The sequence below is a fragment of the Enterovirga sp. GCM10030262 genome (assembly GCF_042666435.1).
GTDB lineage: Bacteria > Pseudomonadota > Alphaproteobacteria > Sphingomonadales > Sphingomonadaceae > Allosphingosinicella.
The window spans coordinates 581205-600111 of sequence record NZ_JBHTDC010000001.1 but is presented as its reverse complement, the minus strand read 5'-3'; the positions used below and the strand labels follow the sequence as shown (position 1 = coordinate 600111).

Annotated in this window: 17 protein-coding genes and 1 riboswitch; of the genes, 7 read left to right on the top strand and 10 right to left on the bottom strand. The window is 67.2% G+C overall.

Going from position 1 to position 18907, the window contains the following annotated elements:
* Positions 1 to 175 precede the first annotated feature (175 nt).
* Positions 176 to 2710 (top strand): glycine--tRNA ligase subunit beta, encoded by a 2535-nt coding sequence (locus ACFQRC_RS02970; RefSeq protein WP_379957587.1) that lies wholly within the window; start codon positions 176 to 178, stop codon positions 2708 to 2710.
* Between the two features lie 53 nt (positions 2711 to 2763).
* Entirely contained in the window at positions 2764 to 5424 is a 2661-nt protein-coding gene (gene ppdK / locus ACFQRC_RS02965; RefSeq protein ID WP_379957585.1) for a pyruvate, phosphate dikinase, read from the top strand.
* Positions 5425 to 5467: 43 nt separating this feature from the next.
* On the opposite strand, the gene ACFQRC_RS02960 is transcribed toward ppdK, so the two are convergent.
* From ACFQRC_RS02960 to ACFQRC_RS02925, 8 genes are all read right to left on the bottom strand, one after another.
* Complete coding sequence (locus ACFQRC_RS02960; protein ID WP_379957583.1) at positions 5468 to 5707, bottom strand: LapA family protein; 240 nt, start codon at positions 5705 to 5707, stop codon at positions 5468 to 5470.
* Positions 5708 to 5769: 62 nt separating this feature from the next.
* A complete protein-coding gene (locus ACFQRC_RS02955) occupies positions 5770 to 6768 on the bottom strand; it encodes a type II secretion system F family protein (RefSeq protein ID WP_379957581.1) in 999 nt (332 codons plus the stop codon).
* Positions 6769 to 6784: 16 nt separating this feature from the next.
* A complete protein-coding gene (locus ACFQRC_RS02950; RefSeq protein WP_379957579.1) occupies positions 6785 to 7756 on the bottom strand; it encodes a type II secretion system F family protein in 972 nt (323 codons plus the stop codon).
* Positions 7757 to 7812: 56 nt separating this feature from the next.
* Positions 7813 to 9096 (bottom strand): hypothetical protein, encoded by a 1284-nt coding sequence (locus ACFQRC_RS02945; RefSeq protein ID WP_379957577.1) that lies wholly within the window; start codon positions 9094 to 9096, stop codon positions 7813 to 7815.
* On the bottom strand, positions 9096 to 9746 hold the full coding sequence (locus tag ACFQRC_RS02940; protein WP_379957575.1) for a CpaD family pilus assembly protein: 651 nt from the start codon (positions 9744 to 9746) through the stop codon (positions 9096 to 9098). The genes ACFQRC_RS02945 and ACFQRC_RS02940 overlap by 1 nt, the downstream gene beginning before the upstream one ends.
* Before the next feature lie 29 nt (positions 9747 to 9775).
* Positions 9776 to 11287, bottom strand: coding sequence for a type II and III secretion system protein family protein (locus ACFQRC_RS02935; protein ID WP_379957573.1), 1512 nt, complete (start codon positions 11285 to 11287; stop codon positions 9776 to 9778).
* Positions 11288 to 11289: 2 nt separating this feature from the next.
* Positions 11290 to 12300, bottom strand: a complete 1011-nt coding sequence (cpaB, locus tag ACFQRC_RS02930) for a Flp pilus assembly protein CpaB (protein WP_379957571.1) — start codon at positions 12298 to 12300, stop codon at positions 11290 to 11292.
* A 46-nt stretch (positions 12301 to 12346) separates the two neighbouring features.
* A complete protein-coding gene (locus tag ACFQRC_RS02925; RefSeq protein WP_379957569.1) occupies positions 12347 to 12817 on the bottom strand; it encodes a prepilin peptidase in 471 nt (156 codons plus the stop codon).
* Between the two features lie 48 nt (positions 12818 to 12865).
* Here ACFQRC_RS02925 and ACFQRC_RS02920 point away from each other — a divergent pair, with 48 nt between their 5' ends.
* Both ACFQRC_RS02920 and ACFQRC_RS02915 read left to right on the top strand, forming a co-directional pair.
* A complete protein-coding gene (locus tag ACFQRC_RS02920) occupies positions 12866 to 13804 on the top strand; it encodes an alpha/beta fold hydrolase (protein WP_379957567.1) in 939 nt (312 codons plus the stop codon).
* Positions 13801 to 14922 (top strand): NAD(P)/FAD-dependent oxidoreductase, encoded by a 1122-nt coding sequence (locus tag ACFQRC_RS02915; protein WP_379957565.1) that lies wholly within the window; start codon positions 13801 to 13803, stop codon positions 14920 to 14922. Before ACFQRC_RS02920 ends, ACFQRC_RS02915 begins: the two co-directional genes overlap by 4 nt.
* Here the strand turns inward: ACFQRC_RS02915 and rnhA are convergent.
* Together rnhA and ispH are read right to left on the bottom strand one after the other, a co-directional pair.
* Positions 14895 to 15362 (bottom strand): ribonuclease HI, encoded by a 468-nt coding sequence (gene rnhA, locus ACFQRC_RS02910; protein ID WP_379960389.1) that lies wholly within the window; start codon positions 15360 to 15362, stop codon positions 14895 to 14897. The two genes, ACFQRC_RS02915 and rnhA, sit on opposite strands and share 28 nt — an antisense overlap.
* A 2-nt stretch (positions 15363 to 15364) precedes the next feature.
* Positions 15365 to 16318, bottom strand: coding sequence for a 4-hydroxy-3-methylbut-2-enyl diphosphate reductase (gene ispH, locus ACFQRC_RS02905; protein ID WP_379957563.1), 954 nt, complete (start codon positions 16316 to 16318; stop codon positions 15365 to 15367).
* Positions 16319 to 16453: 135 nt separating this feature from the next.
* Here ispH and ACFQRC_RS02900 point away from each other — a divergent pair, with 135 nt between their 5' ends.
* From ACFQRC_RS02900 to gcvH, 3 genes are all read left to right on the top strand, one after another.
* Positions 16454 to 17092: a hypothetical protein gene (locus tag ACFQRC_RS02900; RefSeq protein WP_379957561.1), complete on the top strand. Its 639-nt coding sequence runs from the start codon at positions 16454 to 16456 to the stop codon at positions 17090 to 17092.
* 62 nt (positions 17093 to 17154) lie between these two features.
* Positions 17155 to 17258, top strand: a riboswitch (glycine riboswitch).
* 158 nt (positions 17259 to 17416) lie between these two features.
* Entirely contained in the window at positions 17417 to 18532 is a 1116-nt protein-coding gene (gcvT, locus tag ACFQRC_RS02895; RefSeq protein WP_379957559.1) for a glycine cleavage system aminomethyltransferase GcvT, read from the top strand.
* Positions 18529 to 18900 carry a glycine cleavage system protein GcvH gene (gene gcvH / locus ACFQRC_RS02890; RefSeq protein WP_379957557.1) on the top strand — a complete coding sequence of 124 codons (372 nt, stop codon included), beginning with the start codon at positions 18529 to 18531 and terminating at the stop codon, positions 18898 to 18900. The genes gcvT and gcvH overlap by 4 nt, the downstream gene beginning before the upstream one ends.
* The last annotated feature ends 7 nt before the right edge of the window (positions 18901 to 18907 follow it).

The window sequence follows — 18907 nt, the reverse complement described above, 5'->3', positions numbered from 1 at the left end:
GCGCTTCGCGCGGTCAGAGCGTCCTTCTCCGCGCCTCTCCTTTCTTCTCCGCGCCTCCGCGTGAAACTCCCTTCTTCCCTTCGCGCTTCCGCGTCTTGGCCAAAGGCCAAGTTTATCCTGGGCGCCTGCAAGGCAGCCGAAGGGCGTGAACCCTTTTTCTTCCTGAGCGCGCACCATGTCTGACTTCCTCCTCGAGCTCCTTTCGGAAGAAATTCCCGCGCGGATGCAGGCGAAGGCGCAGGCCGATCTCGCGCGCTTGTTCTCCGAGCAACTCGCCGCCGCCGGCCTCAAGGCGGTGGGAATAGAAACCTACGCCACCCCGCGCCGCCTCGCGCTGATCGCCCGCGGCCTCCCCGCCGAAACGCAAGCGGTTAGCGAAGAGATCAAGGGCCCCCGCTCCTCGGCCCCGCCGCAGGCCCTCGAAGGGTTCCTGCGCAAGACCGGCCTCGCCCCCGAGCAACTCGTCGAACGCGACGGCATCTTCTTCGCGGTGATCGACAAGCCCGGCCGCAAGACCGCCGACGTCCTCGCCGAAGCGATCCCCCAAATCATCCGCGCCTTCCCCTGGCCCAAGTCGATGCGCTGGGGCGACGCCTCGGCCTCCACCGAAAGCCTCCGCTGGGTCCGCCCGCTGCAGGGCATCGTCGCCCTGTTCGGCGAGGACATCGTCATATTCGAGATCGCCGGCATCAAATCGGGCGCCGCCACCGTCGGCCACCGCTTCCACCATCCCGGCATCATCACCATCGGCGGCGCCCACGATTATGCCGAGAAATTGCGCGCCTGCCACGTTCTCATCGACCCCGCCGAGCGCCAGTCGATCATCCGCGACGGCGCCGCCAAGGCGGCCGCGGCCGCCGGGCTGGTGGTCGTGCCGGACGAGGGGCTGGTGGTCGAAAATGCCGGCCTCACCGAATGGCCCGTGCCTTTGCTCGGCAGCTTCGACCCCGCCTTCCTCGAAGTCCCGCGCGAGGTGATCCAGCTCACCATGCGCACCAACCAGAAATATTTCGCCTGCGTAAATCCTCCCCTTCGAGGGGAGGTGGCAGCCCGGAGGGCTGACGGAGGGGTGTCGGCCTCTCCGGAAACGCCCGCACCCCTCCACCATTCGGCTTCGCCGAACGGTCCCCCTCCCCTCGACGGGGAGGATCAGCTCGCGCCCAATTTCATCTGCGTCGCCAATATCGAGGCGTCGGACGGCGGCACCGCGATCGTCGCCGGCAACGAACGCGTCCTCTCCGCCCGCCTGTCGGACGCCAAATTCTTCTGGGAGCAGGACTTGAAGGTCCCGCTGGAGGAGCAGGCGAAAAAGCTTGGGTCAATCGTCTTCCACGAAAAGCTCGGCACCGTCGCCGACAAGGTGGAGCGGGTGGCGAAGCTGGCGCGGTGGCTGGTGGAGGAGGGGATAGTAGGAGGCGAAGGGAAAGCGGAATCCGTTCGTGTCGAGCGAAGTCGAGACACCCTTTCGAGCGAAGGCGAGAATAGTGAAACAGAGGGCCTCGGCTCCGCTCGGCGGGGTCCCTCGACTTCGCTCGGGACGAACGGGTATGTCTCATCCCTTCCAGGCCAAGCCGAAACCGCCGCCCGCTTGTGCAAGGCCGATCTCGTCACCGGCATGGTCGGCGAGTTTCCCGAGCTTCAGGGCCTCATCGGCGGCTACCTCGCCCGCGCCCAGAGCCACCCCGCCCCCATCGCCGACGCCATAAGCGACCATTACAAGCCGGTGGGGCAGGGCGACGAGGTGCCCGCCGCCCCGGTGACGGTGGCGGTGAGCCTGGCGGACAAGCTGGATACGATCGCAGCATTTTTTGCAATCGGCGAGAAACCGTCGGGGTCGAGAGATCCTTTCGCTCTCCGGCGAGCAGCCCTGGCCATAATCGCGCTAGTCGTGGAGAATGGTCTTCGTATTCAGCTCACAAGTTTATTGCTTAGGGGGGGGGCGCGAGCCGTCATTCGGTTTACGGAGAAGGACGCCCTGGCTGCTGTCGAGATTATCGAGAAGCGTTTGAATTTAGAGGCGGTCAGCGACCGCGAACTCCGTTCTTTGCCCGGCACTCAACGGGAACCGAAGGTAAAGTCACTTACTCAACTCAAGGGCACTGTTGTCGATGCGCTCGACTTCTTCGCCGACCGCCTCAAAGTCCAGCAGCGCGAGGCCGGGGTCCGCCACGACCTGATCGATGCCGTCTTCGCCCTCGGCGGCGAGGACGATCTCGTCCGCCTGCTCGCGCGGGTGAAGGCGCTGCAGGCGTTCGTCGAGACGCCGGAAGGGACCGACCTCCTCGCCGGCTACAAGCGCGCCGCCAACATCCTCAGGAAGGAGGGCTTTTCCCCCTCTCCCCGGCGGGGAGAGGGTCGGGGTGAGGGGGTTCTGACTCCGAGTGAACCTTCTGACGCCGAACCCCCTCACCCTACCCTCTCCCCCAAGGGAGAGGGAAAAGAGCTTTCCTACACGCCCGAATCCGAGGAAGCTGCCCTCATCGCCGCGCTCGACTCGGCCGAGCCCAAGGCCCGCGCCGCCGTGGAGGCGGAGGATTTCGAGGGGGCGATGGCCGCGCTCGCATCCCTCCGCGAGCCGATCGACCGTTTCTTTGACAAGGTGACCGTGAATGATCCCGATCCCGGCAAGCGCGAGGCCCGTCTCGATCTCCTGGGCCGCTTCCGCGAGGCGGTCCATGCGGTCGCCGATTTCTCGCGGATCGAGGGGTGACGCGCATCCCCATGGCGACCGCGAACATTGGGACCATTGAAGGGCGAAATTGAATGGCTCGCTACGTCTATCGGTTCGGCGGCGGCGCCTCCGAGGGGAAAGCCGGGGACCGCAACCTGCTCGGCGGCAAGGGCGCGAACCTCGCCGAAATGGCGTCGATCGGGCTGCCGGTGCCGCCCGGCTTCACCCTCTCGACCGAAATGTGCGCCCGTTATTATGCGGAAGGGGAGGCCTTCCCCGACAGCCTGCGCGCCGAGGTGGCGGACGGCATCGCCCATATCGAGGCGATCACCGGCAAGAGCTTCGGCGACGCGGCCGACCCGCTGCTCGTGTCGGTCCGCTCCGGCGCCCGCGTCTCGATGCCCGGCATGATGGACACGGTGCTGAACCTCGGCCTCAACGACGAAACGGTGGAGGGCCTCGCCGCCGCATCCGGAGACGCCCGCTTCGCCTGGGACAGCTACCGCCGCTTCATCCAGATGTATGCCGACGTCGTCCTCGGCCTCGACCATGGCGCCTTCGAGGAAGCGCTGGAGATCGCCAAGGAGGACAAGGGCGTCCACCTCGACACCGATCTGGAAGCCGCCGAATGGGAGGCGCTTGTCGGCCGCTACAAGGAGCTGGTCGAGGAAACTTGGGGCAAACCCTTCCCGCAGGACGTCCACGACCAGCTCTGGGGCGCGGTCGGCGCCGTGTTCGGCTCCTGGCAGTCGGAGCGCGCCAAGGTTTACCGCCGCTTGAACTCCATCCCGGGCGATTGGGGCACGGCGGTCAACGTCCAGGCGATGGTATTCGGCAATATGGGCGACACGTCCGCCACCGGCGTCGCCTTCACCCGCGATCCGGCGACGGGCGAGCGCGCTTATTATGGCGAGTACCTGATCAACGCCCAAGGCGAGGATGTCGTCGCCGGCATCCGCACCCCCCAATATCTGACCCGCGCCGCCCGCGAGAAAGCGGGGGCGAAGCCGCTGTCGATGGAAGAATCGATGCCGGACGTCTATGCCGAGCTGGCGCACGTGTTCGACCTGCTCGAAATGCATTATCGCGACATGCAGGACATCGAGTTCACCGTCGAGCGCGGCACACTCTGGATGCTCCAGACGCGTTCGGGCAAGCGCACCGCCAAGGCCGCGCTCAGGATCGCCGTGGAAATGGCGGCGGACGGCCTGATCGGCGAGGAGGAAGCGGTGCTTCGGGTCGATCCGGCGGCGCTCGATCAATTGCTCCACCCGACCCTGGACCCGGCGGCGGCGCGCGAGGTCATCGCCAAGGGCCTGCCGGCGTCGCCGGGCGCGGCCTGCGGCCAGGCCGTGTTCGACGCCGACACGGCCGAGCGCTTCGCCGCGATGAACGAGCCGGTCATCCTGATCCGCACCGAGACCAGCCCCGAGGACATTCACGGGATGCATGCGGCGAAAGGCATCCTCACCGCGCGCGGCGGCATGACCAGCCACGCGGCGGTGGTCGCGCGCGGCATGGGCCGGCCGTGCGTCAGCGGCGCGAGCGGCCTGGCGATCGATCCGAAGGCGCGGCTGATGCGGGTCGGCGGGCGCGAGGTGAGGGAAGGCGACATCGTCACCCTCGACGGCGCGACCGGCGAGGTGATGCTCGGCGCGGTCGCCACCGTCCAGCCCGAGCTCAGCGGCGATTTCGGCACCCTCATGGAATGGGCGGACAAGGCGCGCCGCATGAAGGTCCGTGCCAATGCCGAGACGCCCGGCGATTGCCGCGTCGCGCGCGAATTCGGCGCCGAGGGCATTGGCCTTTGCCGCACCGAGCATATGTTCTTCGACGCCGAGCGGATCAGCAACGTGCGGCAGATGATCCTCGCGGAGGACGAAAAGGGCAGGCGTGCCGCGCTCGCCCGGCTGCTCCCCGCCCAGCGTAGCGATTTCGAGGAGATTTTCCGGATCATGGCGGGCCTGCCCGTCACCATCCGCCTGCTCGATCCGCCGCTCCACGAATTCCTGCCGCACAGCGAGGAGGAGTTCGCCGCCGTCGCCGAGGCCGCCGGAACCACCGTCGATGTGCTCAAGCGCCGCGTGTCGGAGCTGCACGAGTTCAACCCCATGCTCGGCCATCGCGGCTGCCGGCTCGGCATCACCTATCCCGAAATCTACGAGATGCAGGCGCGTGCGATCTTCGAGGCCGCCGTCGCGGTCGCGAAGGAGAGCGGCGACGCGCCGATCCCCGAGGTCATGGTCCCGCTGGTCGGCACCAAAGCGGAATTGGCGATCATCCGCCGGCTGATCGAGCGCACTGCCAAGGCGGTGTTCGACGAGCAGGGGGCCTCCGTCGACTATCTGGTCGGCACGATGATCGAGCTTCCCCGCGCCGCGCTCCAGGCCGGATCGATAGCCGAGGAAGCCGAGTTCTTCAGCTTCGGCACCAACGACCTCACCCAGACCACATTGGGCGTCAGCCGCGACGATGCCGGCCGCTTCCTCACCACCTATGTCGAAAAGGGCATTTACGCCCGCGACCCGTTCGTCAGCATCGACGAGGAAGGCGTGGGCGAGCTGATCGCGCTGGCGGCGGAGCGGGGCAAAGCGGCCGTGCCGGGCCTCAAGCTCGGCATTTGCGGCGAACATGGCGGCGATCCCACCTCGATCGCTTTCTGCGAGAAGACCGGCCTCGATTACGTCAGCGCCTCGCCCTACCGCGTCCCGATCGCGCGTCTGGCGGCGGCCCAGGCCGCGCTGAGGCCGTGAGTCCCAATCGCTCAGCCCCTCCTCAGGATGAGGGGACCGGAGATCAAAGCGTCGTCCGGTCGCGGTCCACCGGGTGTTTCACCGCCGCATGGCGCAGCGATTCCATCTCGCCCGCTTCCCTGTGCAGCCGCTTGTTCTCGGTTTCCAGTTCGGCGGTGCGGCGCGCCTCGTCGCGGTAGCGCCGCTTCCACTTGGTGCTGGCGAAGAGATAGCCTCCGAGGACAAGCCCCAGGATGAAGGCCAATATCGTCATCACCCACTGGTCAAGGGTAAAGGGGTCCATCGCTCGCTCCTATATCGTTTCGGATACAATCGGCGAGGGGCGGCGGTTGTTCCGCCTCCGGACTAACCCTTCATCAGATTGTCGGAGATCGAGCAGGCCGCGGGCCCAAGGATGACGATGAACAGAACCGGCAGGATGAACAGGATCAGCGGCACCGTCATGATTGCCGGCAGCCGCGCCGCTTTCTCCTCGGCGCGCATCATCCGCTCGTTGCGGAATTCGGCGGAGAGGACGCGCAGCGCGCTTGCCAGCGGCGTGCCGTATTTCTCGGTCTGGACCATGGTGGTGACGACGCCGCGGATCGATTCGAGATCGATGCGCATGGCGAGATTCTCGAAGGCCGAGCGGCGGTCGGTGAGGAAGCCCAGCTCGATCGAGGTCAAGGCGAATTCGTCGCCGAGCTCCGGATAGGCCTTGCCGAGCTCGCGGGCGACGCGGTTGAAGCCGGCGTCGACGGTGAGGCCGGCCTCGGCGCAGATGACCAGCAGGTCGAGCGCGTCCGGCAGGCCCTTGCGGATCGCCGCGGTGCGCTTGCTGATCTTGTTCTTGAGCCAGATGTCGGGCGCCTTGTAGCTGCCGATCAGCGCGCCGGCGCAGGCGCCATATTTCTTGAGCGCGCCCCATTCGGGAAACCAGTCGAAGACGTAGATGCCGAGAATCGCGATCGTGCCGACCACCACCGGCAGCACGAAGCGGGCGAAGATGACGACGAAGGCGAGGTCCTTGGAGCGGATGCCGGCCTGCATCAGCTTGATCTGCGCCTTCTCGACCTGCTCGTCCTGGAGCATCTTCAGCGAGCCGAGCAGGTTGCGGACCTTGTCTGCCGCTTCGTTGCGATTGCTGATCTTCTTGCGGCGCCTGGAGGTCGAGGCGACGATGCCGGCCTTCAACTGCTCGCGGCGCTCGTTGAGCGCCCGCACCCTCTTCGCCATCGGATCGCGGACGGTGGTCGCGGCGTAGATGGCGACGAGCACGGCGAAGGTCGCGACAGCGGCCATCACCGTCGCCACCATGAAGATGTCGACGCCGAGGATGGTCGGGGAGGCCGAAGGAGGTGCCATGTCTAAGCCTCGTTCCTCAAATCTCGAAATTGACCATCTTGGCCATGATCATCGCCCCGATGCCCATCCACACCAGCCCGCCGAGGCCGGCGACGATCAGCCGCTCGTCGACGAAGAAGTCGCCCATGTAGCTGGGGTTGATGAAGTAGATGAGGCCGAAGACGATGAAGGGCAGCGAGCCGATAATGTAGGCCGAAGCCTTGGATTCGGACGACATGGCCCGGATCTTGAGCTTCATCTGGGCGCGCTTCCTCAGCACGTCGGCGAGGTTGGCGAGGGTCTCGGCGAGATTGCCGCCGGTCTCGCGCTGGATGGCGAGCGTGATGACGAAGAACTGGAATTCCGGCGTGCCCAATCGGTCGGCCGTGTCCTGCAGCGCCGCCTCCATCGTGCGGCCGATCTTCATCTTGTCCGACACCGCCTGGAACTCGACTCCGATCGGTCCCTGCACCTCGCTGGCGACGACGCCGATCGTCTCGGAAATGGGAAGGCCGGAGCGAAGGCCGCGCACCATCAGCTCGATGGCGTCGGGGAAGCGGGCGTTGAACTGGTTGATGCGGCGCTTGATGAGCTTGCCGATCACGAAATGCGGCAGCCCGACGCCGACGAACAGGCCGACGAAGATGGCCAGAAAGAGCGGCGCGCCCCGCAGGGTGAGCAACAGCGCCGTCACGAGCACGAGCGCGATCGAGGCGATCAGATACTGGCCGATGGACCAGGGCTTGCCGGTCTGCTGGATGCGCCGGCGGAGCAAGGCGGGGTTGGGGAGGAAGCGCTGGGCGAACCCGTCCATCTTCGTCTGGCGGACGCCCGACAGCAGCTTCTTCATCTGGGCCTGGGCGGCGATTTCGGACGATTTGCTGTGGCGTTCCCGCACGCTTTCCAGACGGCGTATCCGCGCCTTGGCGGGCGACGGGCCGGCGACGGCGAAATAGACGAGCGCCAGCGTGCCCAGAAGCCCTGCCGCCATCATCATCATCGGAAACATCGTCTCGCCCCTATCTCGCCTGGTTCATCCTCCGCCGGCGGCGGAGCGGTCGCGGTTCAGGCGACCGCTTTCGCCGGCTTTCTGGTGAACCCCTTGAAGCTGCCGATCTTGCCGAGCAACGAGACGCCGCCCTCGCCGGGTTCGGGCCGGTCGTCGCCGCTGTCGACCGCCGACACCGTCATCGTCACCAGCTGGTTCATCGGATGCGTGATCTTCGGGCTCGAACTGGCCTTGGCGAGCGGCTGGCCGAGCTTGGCCGCCTGGGTCGCCGCCTTCAGGTCGAGCGGGAAGACGATGTCGACCTTGCGCTCGATCGACTTCTCGAATTCCTTGCGGTTTATCTCCTGAGCGCCGCCGGCGACGGCCTTGTTGGCGACCACGATCACCCGCGCCTGGGGCGCGTTGGCCTTGAGCCAGGAAAGGATGCGGATGGCGTCGCGGGTCGCGGCGAGCGTGAAATCGACCACGACGATGCAGACGTGCGCGTCATGGACGAGGTGCGGATGCTGGACCAGCATCTGGCGCGGCAGGTCCATGACCGTCGTCTCGAAGGCGTTGCGCATCTCCTCCTGGAGCTGGAAGAAGGCGGAGCCGTCGGTCAGCATCGGCTGGTTGATAGGGGCTTCGGCCGACAGCACCGAGAGCTTGTCGTTCGCCCGCACCATCGCGCGTTCGATGAACAGCCCGTCGATCCGGCTCGGATTCTCGATCGCGTCGGTGAGGCCGCGGCCGGGCTCGAGATCGAGCGAGAGCGCGCCTGTGCCGAAATGCACGTCGAGATCGAGCAGGGCGGTGGTGCGGCCGATCTTGTCGCCCATCAGCCACGCGATGGAGGAGGCGAGGGTGGACGCGCCGACGCCGCCGCGGACGCCGATCACCGCCGCCACCACGTGCGGCCGCTCCAGCGAAGGCTCGTTGGTGCGCGGTCCGGAGATGGTCATCTGGGCATTGGCGAAGGCGTCGCGCACCTGGTCGGCGCTGAACGGCTTCAGGAGATAATCCTGGATGCCGCTGGCGACGAGGTCGCGATAGAGGCGGACATCGTTGACCTGGCCGGCGGCGATCACCACCGTGCCCGGCTCGCAGACTTCGGCCAGCGCGTTGATGTCGTTGAGCGGATCGCCCGATTCCGACAGGTCGACGAACAGGATGTTCGGACTGGCCGAGACCGACAGCGACTGAACCGCGTTCCGGAGGCCCCCCTTGTTGACCTTCTCGGGCGCCCAGCCATGCTCGACGGCGATCGGACGGAGCATCTCCGCCGTCTCCTCGTCGCAGACGAAGGCGGTGAAAGGATCGCGCAGCGAAGCCCCGCGCATGGCCTGGAATGGTGCGTTCATCAGTTGCTATCCGTCTTTTCTGCTTTCAGAGGCCCGGCGCCCGTCGGCGCTTTCTCACGGTAGGTCTTGATCGCCTTGGAAGCGGTGGCGGCGTCGCCGTCGAGACTTCCCTCCTGGCCGAGCACGAGGTCATTGGGGTCGGCGATCATCGCCGCCAGGTTCGAATTGACGGCGCAGCCATAATTGGGAGACGTCGTGTGACGCGCCCCGACTTCCGTGGCATCCCAGATCGGGCAGCCGGGAACGACCGCCGCCGAACGGCTGACGATCACCCGGATGGAGCCCGGCTGGACATTGCCGGCCGTCACCGGGGCGCCCTCGCTCAGCAGGAGGCCGCGCGAAGCGGCTATGTCCGCCACGTCCGCGCGGCTCGCGGCATCGGCATAGGCGCCGCCCGAATCGATCGAGACGCGGTCGCCATAGCCCACGTCGATCGTGTCGAACCAGGCGGCGAGACGCTCCTGCTCGGAAGCGGGGACGCCCCCGGCGGCGGCGACATCGAACACATAATCGGTGCGTTGCACGACCGGCTGATTCACCGAAGTCATCGTGGGATTGTGATGAGGCGAAAGCCCGTATCCGGATCCGGTGCACGCGCTGGCCGCGATGCCGAGAGCGAGAAGGGCAGAGGATGATTTCAGACTTGCCATGTTCAAGCTATCCTTGTCTGCGGCGGCGATCAGAAGCTGAAGCCGGGCTGGGCGGAGGCGGCACCTTGCGGGTTCGCCGAGCGGCCCGCCTGCGCGACGGGCGCCGGCGCGGTGGTCAGCGGTTCCGCGCTGCCCAGGGCACCGATGCCGGGCGCCACGACCTGCGGCTGGCCGACCCGCGGCACCGGGCGCTGCTCGCCGGTGCGGCTGTCGTGGCGCTGGTCGGCGATGACGCGCTGGCCCTCGTTCGGGGAGCGGAAGCCATCGGTCGGAAGCGCGATCTGGTTCGCGCTCACTGGCTTCACCAGATAAGGCGTCACCACGATGACGAGCTCCGACTCGTTGCGGCGGTAGTTGCTCGACCGGAAGAGGGCGCCGAGAATCGGGATGTCGCCCAGCAACGGCACCTTGTCGACGGTGTTGTTGCCGCCGTTGCGAAGGAGGCCGGCGATCATGAAGCTCTGGCCCGAACCCAGCTCGACGGTCGTTTCCGCGCGCCGGGTCGTGAGCGCGGGAATCTCGAAGCCGTTGAGCGTGATCGCGCCTTCGGAGGTGAGCTCGGATACTTCGGGGCGAACTCGCATCGAGATGCGGCCGCCGTCGAGCACGGTCGGCGTGAAGGCGAGGCTGACGCCATATTCCTTGAACTCGATCGACGTGCCGTTGATGCCGTTCGACGCGGCGATCGGGAATTCGCCGCCGGCGAGGAAGCTCGCGGTTTCGCCGGACAAGGCGGTCAGCGTCGGCTCGGCCAAGGTGGTGACGAGGCCGCTATTCTCGTTGAGATCGATGGCGCTCGCGACATTCACCCCGAAAAGCTCGCCGAGCAGGTTGAAGCTGTTGCTGCCGTCCGGTTTCACGAACGCGCCATCGTCGGTGATGAAGTCGCGTCCCGTCGAGCCGAAGAACTGAAAGCCGCTGGTGAGATCGACCGCCTGGAGGTTGACGCCGATCTGCTTCATCAGCGAGCGGTTCACCTCCGCGATCTTCACTTGCAGCATGACTTGCAGCGGAGTCGCCGTCTTGAGCCGGCTGATGACCTGGGTGCCTTCGCCGACGAACGCCTGCACGAGGCGTTCGGCCTCGGCGCCATCGGCGGGCGCGGCGACCGTGCCGGTGAGCAGGATCATCCCGTTCATCGGCGTCGCCTGGACCTGCGCCTCGGGCATGGTCAGGCTCAGCATCTCGCCGATCGAGCCGATATTGTTGCCGACCCTGACGTTGGCGGAATAGATGACCTTGCCGGCGCGGCTGGTGGCGAAGACGGTCGTCTCGCCGGCGGTCTTGCCGAAGATGTAGATCTGGTTGGCGGAGCGCACCTGGACGTCGGCGATGGCCTCGTTGGCGACGAACAGGTCCGACATGCTCGAATCGAGACTGACGAGCCGGCCGGTGCCGACCGACAGGGTCACGTCGTTGGCGGGCCTGACCGCGCCGGGCTGCGCCACGGCGGGTGCAGCGGCGGAGACAGCGACGGCGGCGGCCAGGGCCGCGGCCATGGCCGTGCCGAGCGTTGCGCGCTTGATGTTGCTCTGGGTCATTTTCACTTGGCTCCCACCGGAACGACGGTGACGGTATTGCCGCGGGCTACGCGGACGATGGGCCCGACCGGGACGGCGGCGGGGACGCCGGCAACTGCCGCCCCCCCCGCGCCGTCGATGGGCGCGGCCTTGCTCGGAACGGTGCTGCGCTGGAAGCGCGAGACGTCGGCGCCGAGCGTGTAGGTCGTGTTCTTGTCGGTCGGCTTGGCGGCGACGGCGAGCAGCAGGCGCTTCTCGGCATTGGGGTCGTCGCCCTCGGGCACCTCGACCTCGCCGGAGGCGATGGCCATTTCCAGCTCCGCGGAATTGTCGGCCAGCGAGCGCAGCGACAAGGAGAGCTGACCGATGGTCTGGGCGACCGCGATCTTCTCGGCGATTTTCGGGGTCGCTTCCAGAGTGACCGTCGACACCGACTTGACCACGGGTTTGCCTTCCTCGTTGCGCACATTCATGCGCTGGTCGGTGGCAAGGACGCGGATGTTGCGGATGATCGTCTCGGACGCCCGCAGCGGAGGACCGTCACCGCCGCCGGGCACTTCCTGGGTCAGCACGAGGTCGATGCGGTCGCCGGGGAAGACAAAGCCGGCGACGCCGCTGGTCGCGGAGACGGCCACGGTTATCGCGCGCATGCCCGGGCCGAGCGCCGCGGCGAGGAAGCCGCGATCGCCGGGCTTGATGAGGGCGCCCTGGCTGATCGGCTGGCCGGCGGTGATTTCGGTGCGAACGACGGTACCGAGCAGGTCGGCGGGATTCACCGCGGCCTCGCCCTTGATGTAATAAGCGTTCTGGACGAGCCCTTCCGGCCATGCCTGGTAGCGCAGCGCCTCGGCGTCGATGATCGTTCCGACGGGCAGCGCCCGGGTGGAGACCAGAACCTCCGGACCGGCGGGGACGACCGCGGTGGCCGATGCCGAGGGAGCGCCCGCTCCGGTGAACATGTTCCTGGCCATCACCGCGGTGACCGCGGCGATGACGAGCGCGCCAATGAGCAGCACGATTTTTTTCACATCCATGACGCCTGTCGCCTCCTGCGGGGCCTATTCGAACCCGGCCTATCAATCATCCAAACTGGTTAAGATATCGTTCGCCAATCAGCCAAAATCCGCCGAATGCGATGGCGACCCCATAAGGAATTTCGAGCCGCCCTCCCGCTTTGGCGAGCCGGTGCCGGACGAGCATGGCCACAGTGAGCACGCCGCCCGCCAGCGACATGATCACGAGCAGCTTGAGCACCGCCAGCGGCGGCAGCCACAGCGCCAGCGCCGCCACCATCTTGACGTCGCCGCCGCCCATCGCGCCGATGCGAAAGGCGATGGCGAAGACCGCGAAGACGCCGGCGGCGATCGCGATCTGCGCGACGACCTCCGGCCAGAGCGGGAGCCCCGAGAGCCACCAGAAGGGAATGGCCAGCAACGCGATCGCCGCGTTCAGCCAATTGGGAATGATGCGCGCGCGCAGGTCGCCGGTCGCCGCGACGAGAAGCATCGCGGCTAGAATGGCGACCAAAATGTCTGCGACAATCCCCGGCATGACCGACAGGTCTAGACGGGGTTACTTGCCAAACCGTAACCAGCGTCCATGAAACTGACGGCGATCGACCGGCGCGCCCATCCCGCCGGGGCCGAATTCTCGGTCTGGCAGGCGGCGGACGGCTGGTCGCTGCGGCGTATGGATTGGCCGCAGGCGACAGCCACGGCCGCGCGCGGCAGCCTCTTCTTCGCCGGCGGGCGCGGCGATTTCGTCGAGAAATATCTCGAATCGCTCGGTCATTGGCATGGCCGGGGCTGGAACGTCGCATCGTTCGACTGGCGCGGCCAGGGGGATTCTCGTGGCGCCATCGTCGGCGGCCATGTCGACAGCTTCGACCCGCTCGTCGCCGACTGCGCGTCCTTGCTCGAAGACTGGATCGCGAGCACGCCCGCCCCCCATTTCGCGATCGGCCATTCGATGGGAGGGCATTTGCTGCTGCGGGTGATCGCCGAGCACCGGCCGCCTCTTGCGGCGGCGGTGCTGGTCGCGCCGATGATCGGGGTCAATGCGACTCCGATCCCGCCCTGGCTCGGCAGTCGCATCGCCGGCGCGCTGACCCGCCTCGGCCTGAGCAACAGGCGCGCGTGGAAGCATAATGAGCGGCCAGCGCCCGCGGGCTCCACGCGGCAGGCCTATCTCACCTCCTCTCCCGACCGCTACGCCGACGAACAATGGTGGCACGAACGCAGCGCGGGCTTCGATCTGGGACCGCCCACCTGGGGCTGGCTCAACGCGGCCTTTCGCTCGATCGCGAAGCTGACGCCGACCGTCCTGGCGGGCGTCGACCTGCCCATCCTGATCCTCGGCGCCGCCAGGGACCGGCTGGTGAGCCCGACCGCGATACGCCGGGCCGCCAGGATTCTCCCCAAGGCCGAGCTGTTGGTGTTCCGCGACGCCGCCCACGAGCTGCTCCGCGAAAGCGATGCCGTCCGACTGGTCGCGATGGCGCGCATCGACCAGTTCCTCGAAGACCATGCTCGCCCGTGACGAAGCGCGCCGACATCGTCATTATCGGCGCCGGCATTGCGGGGGCCAGCCTCGCGGCCGAGGTGGCCGACCATGCTTCCGTGGTGCTGATCGAAGCCGAGGCGCAGCCGGGCTATCATTCGACCGGCCGCTCGGCTGCTTTCTGGTCGGAAACCTATGGAGGCCCGATGGTGCGGCCGCTGACCAGCGCGTCCGGCCCTTTTCTCGCCGATCCGCCGGCGGCGTTCGCGGACCGGTCGTTCCTGTCGCCGCGCGGCGCCCTCCACATTGCGGGCGGAGAGGGACAGGCCGCGCTCGACGGGCTGTGCGATGAGTTTTCCGGAAGCGGCGTGACCATGACGCGGCTGGACCGCGACGCGTTGGAGACGATGATTCCCGGTCTGCTGCCCGGCTGGGACGACGGCGTGATGGAGCCTAGCTGCACCGACATCGACGTTGCCCGCCTCCATGCCGCCTATCTCAAATCCGCCCAGCGGCGCGGCGCTACCCTCCTCGTCGGCGCGCGGGTCGAGAAGATGGAGCAAACCTCGGGCGGCTGGCGGCTGGAGACGCGCGAGGGCGCTGTCGAGGCGGGCGTCGTCGTCAACGCGGCCGGCGCCTGGGCGGACGAAGTGGCGCGGCTGGCCGGCGCGAGGCCGCTCGGCGTCCAGCCTTACCGGCGCACGATCATCCAGCTCCGCACCGACCCCGCCGCGCCCGCCGATCTGCCGCTGGTGATCGACGCGCTGGGCCGCTTCTACTTCAAGCCCGAGGCGGGCGGGCGCCTTTGGCTCAGCCCCCATGACGAGACCGCCTGCGCCGCCTGCGATTGCGCGCCGGAGGAAATCGACATCGCCTCGGCGATCGACCGTTTCCAGCGCGTGGTCGACTGGCAAGTCGAGCGGGTCGAGCATAGCTGGGCGGGGCTGCGCAGCTTCGCGCCCGATCGCCTGCCCGTTTATGGTTTCGATGCCAGCGTGCCGGGCTTCTTCTGGTGCGCGGGGCAGGGGGGATTCGGCATCCAGACGGCGCCGGCGGCGGCCAGGCTGGCGGCGTCATTGCTCCTGGGAACGACGCCCGAACCCATGATCGCGGGGATCGACTCCTCGCTTTACCTCGCCGGCCGTTTCATGAACTGAAGCGCGGCGTCGCAGGCGAGCTTGTCGGCGCGTTCATTTTCGGCATGGCCGGCATGGCCCTTCACCCATTTCCAGTCGATGCGGTGCGGCCTGGCGGCAGCGAGCAGCTCTTGCCAGAGCTCGGCATTCTTGACCGGCTGCCGGGCAGCGGTTCGCCAGCCATTCTTCTGCCAGCCGAATATCCATTTGGTGATGCCGTCGCGGACATAGACGCTGTCGGTGGTGAGCGTCACATGGCACGGCTTCTTGAGCGCCTCAAGCGCCCGGATCGCGGCGAGCAATTCCATCCGATTGTTGGTGGTCACCGCTTCGCCGCCGGAAATGTCCTTCTCGCGCGCGCCCGAGCGGATCACGGCACCCCAGCCGCCGGGGCCGGGATTGCCCTTGCAGGCGCCGTCGGTGAATATCTCGACGCGCGGCAGTTCCGGGTTGGTGGACAGGGTCAGGCCGCCGCTTCGAGGCTGCGGGGAAGCTTGAACACCATCCGTTCCTCGACCCCTTCGACCGGCTCCTCGCGCACGTCGAAATGGCCGGCCAGCCGTTCGACGACCTCGCGGACGAGTATTTCGGGGGCCGAGGCGCCCGCGGTGATGCCGAGCGTGGAAACGCCATCGAGCCAGCCGATGTCGATGTCGCTCGCGCGGCCGACGAGCCTGGCCCTGACGCCCTCGCGCTCCGCCACTTCGACGAGGCGCACCGAGTTGGAGCTGTTGGGCGCGCCGATCACGAGCACCGCGTCGCAGCGCCGGGCGATGTCCTTCACCGCCTGCTGGCGGTTGGACGTGGCGTAGCAGATGTCCTCGCCCCGCGGACTCTTGATCGAAGGAAAGCGACGCTGGAGGATGGAGATGATCTCGGCCGTGTCGTCCACCGAAAGCGTCGTCTGCGTGAGGAAGGCGATATTGTCCGGATCGGCGACCGCGACCGCCTCGGCGTCGGCGGCGGTCTCGATCAACGTCATCCGCCCTTCGGGAACCTGCCCGAACGTGCCGATCACCTCGGGATGGCCGGCATGGCCGACGAACAGGATATGCCGCCCGTTCTCGACCAGCCGTTCGGCCTGGCGGTGGACCTTGGAGACGAGCGGGCAGGTGGCGTCGAGATAATTGAGGCCCCGCGCCTCGGCCATGGCCGGCACGGTCTTGGGGACGCCATGCGCGGAGAAGACGACAGGCACCCCGTCCGGCACCTGATCGAGCTCGGTGACGAATATCGCGCCTTTCGCCTTCAGGCTGTCGACGACGAACTTGTTATGGACGATCTCGTGCCGGACGTAGACGGGCGGGCCAAAACGCTTCAGCGCCAGTTCGACGATCGTGATGGCGCGGTCGACGCCCGCGCAGAAGCCGCGCGGCGCCGCGATCAGCAGGGTGAGGGGATTCTTCGATGTCGCCATGCCCGCGCCTCTACGACGAACGGACCTACACGTCCACCGGACGTGGCTGCTTGCAGCCTTGAAAGCCGCTTCCTATGATCCCGCCGACCGTTTAGAGCCGATCAGGCTTCACCCCATGTTCGAGGATCGATGTTCGTGATCAGCCCCAAAGTGGCCCTTCCCGCCCTCCTGTCGCTTGCTCTCCTGGGGTGCAGCCGGGAGGGAGAGCTCACCAGCCTGGGCGTCATCACCACCCGCTCGGCCTGCCCGACGGTGGCCATTCCGGCGGGCACCGGCGACATCACCCTCTTCAACCCAGAGACCAGTCGCGACGCGAGCGCGATCGACGTGGTGGCGAGCATCACCGACGTGACCAGCACGTGCGACGAGACCGGCGAGTACATCGTCAGCAACGTGAACTTCGTCGTGCATGCCCAGCGCCGCGATCCCCGCGGTGCCCGCGAGGTCACCCTCCCTTATTTCACCGCCGTCGTGCAGGGCGGCAGCAATGTCGTCTCCAAGCGGCTTGGCCGCGTCGGCCTGCGTTTCGCCGAGGGCGAATATCGGGCCAGCACGACCGGGGCCGCGACCGGCCGGGTGCTGCGCTCCGCCGCCACCCTGCCCGAGGCGACCCGCCGCGAGATCACGCGCGAGCGCAAGCCCGGCGACGCCGACGCGGCGCTCGATCCGATGGCCGATCCGGCGGTGCGCGCGGCGGTGCAGCGGGCGAGCTTCGAATTGCTCGTCGGCTTCCAGCTGACCGACGAGCAGCTTCGCTACAACGCCACGCGTTAAGGTGCGTTGACTCTGTGGCGGCGGCGCTCCAGAGCGTCGCGGTCGCCGACGGGAAACCGTCGGGTGGACGCGCGGGAGAGCGTGGTGCTCCGGTGAAAGCCGGGGCCCGCCGCCGAAGGAGCAACCGCCCCGGAATCTCTCAGGTCAAAAGGACCGCGCGGGCACGAGACACTCTGGAAAGCGGACCGGCTCGCCGTGTCCCACCGAAGGGGTAACCCCGGACGCCGGTCCGGGGGAAAGCTCTCAGGTCCAGTGACAGAGGGGGTGCAGTGTTGGACGGGTCGCGGTCACGCGCGATGTTCGACGCCCACTCTGGAGACTGGTATGACCGACGCCCCCGAAAAACTCCTCCCGCTGGATGCGTGGCATAAGGGCAAGGGCGCCCGCATGGTGCCGTTCGCGGGCTATTCGATGCCGATCCAATATGAAGGCATCATCGCCGAGCATCGCTGGACGCGGGAATCGGCGGGCCTGTTCGATGTCTCCCATATGGGCCAGCTGACGATCAGCGGTCCCGATCTCGACGCCGCTCTGGAGGCGATCCTCCCCGCCGATTTGTCGCTGCTGAAGGATGGACGGCTGCGCTATTCGCTGCTCTTGAACGACGAGGGCGGCATCGTCGACGATCTGATGGTCACGCGCCGCGACGAGCATTTCTATTTGGTGGTGAACGGGGCGACCAAGGAAGGCGACATTGCCCTCCTGCGGTCCCGCCTGCCGGATTCGGTGAGCCTTGACCACCTCACCAGCCAGGCGCTGCTGGCGTTGCAGGGGCCCAAGGCCGCCGACCTCATCTCCCGTCTCGCGCCCGGCGTCGAGGCGCTCACCTTCATGACCGGCGATGCCTTCGAGATCGGCGGCGTCCCGGCCTGGATCAGCCGCTCGGGCTATACCGGCGAGGATGGATTCGAGATTTCGATTCCGGCCGAGGATGCGGAGAAGGTCGCGGACCTGCTCGCCGATCAGCCCGAAGTGAAGCCGATAGGCCTCGGCGCCCGCGATTCGCTGCGGCTGGAGGCGGGACTGCCGCTCTATGGCCACGACCTCGACGAACGGACATCGCCGATCGAGGCGGACCTGGGCTTCGCCATCTCCAAGCGGCGAAAGGCGGAAGGCGGCTTCCCGGGCGCGGGTCGCATCCAGTACGAGCTTGAAAACGGCGCGGTCAGCCGTCGCGTCGGCCTGGCGGTATCGGGCCGCCAGCCGGTGCGCGAAGGCGCGATGGTCGTGGACGCGGACGGCAACGAAGTGGGCCGGGTCACCAGCGGCGGCTTCTCCCCGATATTGGAGGCGCCGATCGCCATGGCCTATGTGCCCGCCGCCTCCGCCCAGCCCGGCAGCGACATCCGCCTGGCGTCGCGCGGCAAGATTTTCGAGGCGGAGGTGGTTTCGACGCCGTTCGTCCCCCATCGCTACCATCGCAAGGGAGCCGGCCAATGACCGTCTATTACACCAAGGAGCATGAGTGGATCCGCGTCGAGGGCGATAGCGCCACCGTCGGCATCACCGATTTCGCGCAGGGTCAGCTCGGCGACATCGTCTTCGTCGAGGTCCCCGCCGCCGGCACCCAGGTGACGAAGGGCGGCGATGCGGCCGTGGTCGAAAGCGTCAAGGCGGCGAGCGACATCTACGCCCCGATTTCGGGCCAGGTGACCGAAGGCAATGCGGCGCTTGAGGCCGACCCCTCGCTCGTCAACAGCGATGCCGAAGGGGAGGGTTGGTTCTTCAAGCTCACTCTCTCCGACAATCACGAACTGTCGGACCTGATGAGCGCGGACGATTACAAGAGCTTCTGCGACAGCCTGTGAGGATGGA

What these genes read in the sequence shown, in the direction of transcription:
- ACFQRC_RS02970 (WP_379957587.1), top strand. Translation starts at nt 176, where the DNA reads ATGTCTGACTTCCTCCTCGAGCTCCTTTCGGAAGAAATTCCCGCGCGG.
- ppdK (WP_379957585.1), top strand. Translation starts at nt 2,764, where the DNA reads ATGGCTCGCTACGTCTATCGGTTCGGCGGCGGCGCCTCCGAGGGGAAA.
- ACFQRC_RS02960 (WP_379957583.1), bottom strand. Translation starts at nt 5,707, where the DNA reads ATGGACCCCTTTACCCTTGACCAGTGGGTGATGACGATATTGGCCTTC.
- ACFQRC_RS02955 (WP_379957581.1), bottom strand. Translation starts at nt 6,768, where the DNA reads ATGGCACCTCCTTCGGCCTCCCCGACCATCCTCGGCGTCGACATCTTC.
- ACFQRC_RS02950 (WP_379957579.1), bottom strand. Translation starts at nt 7,756, where the DNA reads ATGTTTCCGATGATGATGATGGCGGCAGGGCTTCTGGGCACGCTGGCG.
- ACFQRC_RS02945 (WP_379957577.1), bottom strand. Translation starts at nt 9,096, where the DNA reads ATGAACGCACCATTCCAGGCCATGCGCGGGGCTTCGCTGCGCGATCCT.
- ACFQRC_RS02940 (WP_379957575.1), bottom strand. Translation starts at nt 9,746, where the DNA reads ATGGCAAGTCTGAAATCATCCTCTGCCCTTCTCGCTCTCGGCATCGCG.
- ACFQRC_RS02935 (WP_379957573.1), bottom strand. Translation starts at nt 11,287, where the DNA reads ATGACCCAGAGCAACATCAAGCGCGCAACGCTCGGCACGGCCATGGCC.
- cpaB (WP_379957571.1), bottom strand. Translation starts at nt 12,300, where the DNA reads ATGGATGTGAAAAAAATCGTGCTGCTCATTGGCGCGCTCGTCATCGCC.
- ACFQRC_RS02925 (WP_379957569.1), bottom strand. Translation starts at nt 12,817, where the DNA reads ATGCCGGGGATTGTCGCAGACATTTTGGTCGCCATTCTAGCCGCGATG.
- ACFQRC_RS02920 (WP_379957567.1), top strand. Translation starts at nt 12,866, where the DNA reads ATGAAACTGACGGCGATCGACCGGCGCGCCCATCCCGCCGGGGCCGAA.
- ispH (WP_379957563.1), bottom strand. Translation starts at nt 16,318, where the DNA reads ATGGCGACATCGAAGAATCCCCTCACCCTGCTGATCGCGGCGCCGCGC.
- gcvT (WP_379957559.1), top strand. Translation starts at nt 17,417, where the DNA reads ATGACCGACGCCCCCGAAAAACTCCTCCCGCTGGATGCGTGGCATAAG.
- gcvH (WP_379957557.1), top strand. Translation starts at nt 18,529, where the DNA reads ATGACCGTCTATTACACCAAGGAGCATGAGTGGATCCGCGTCGAGGGC.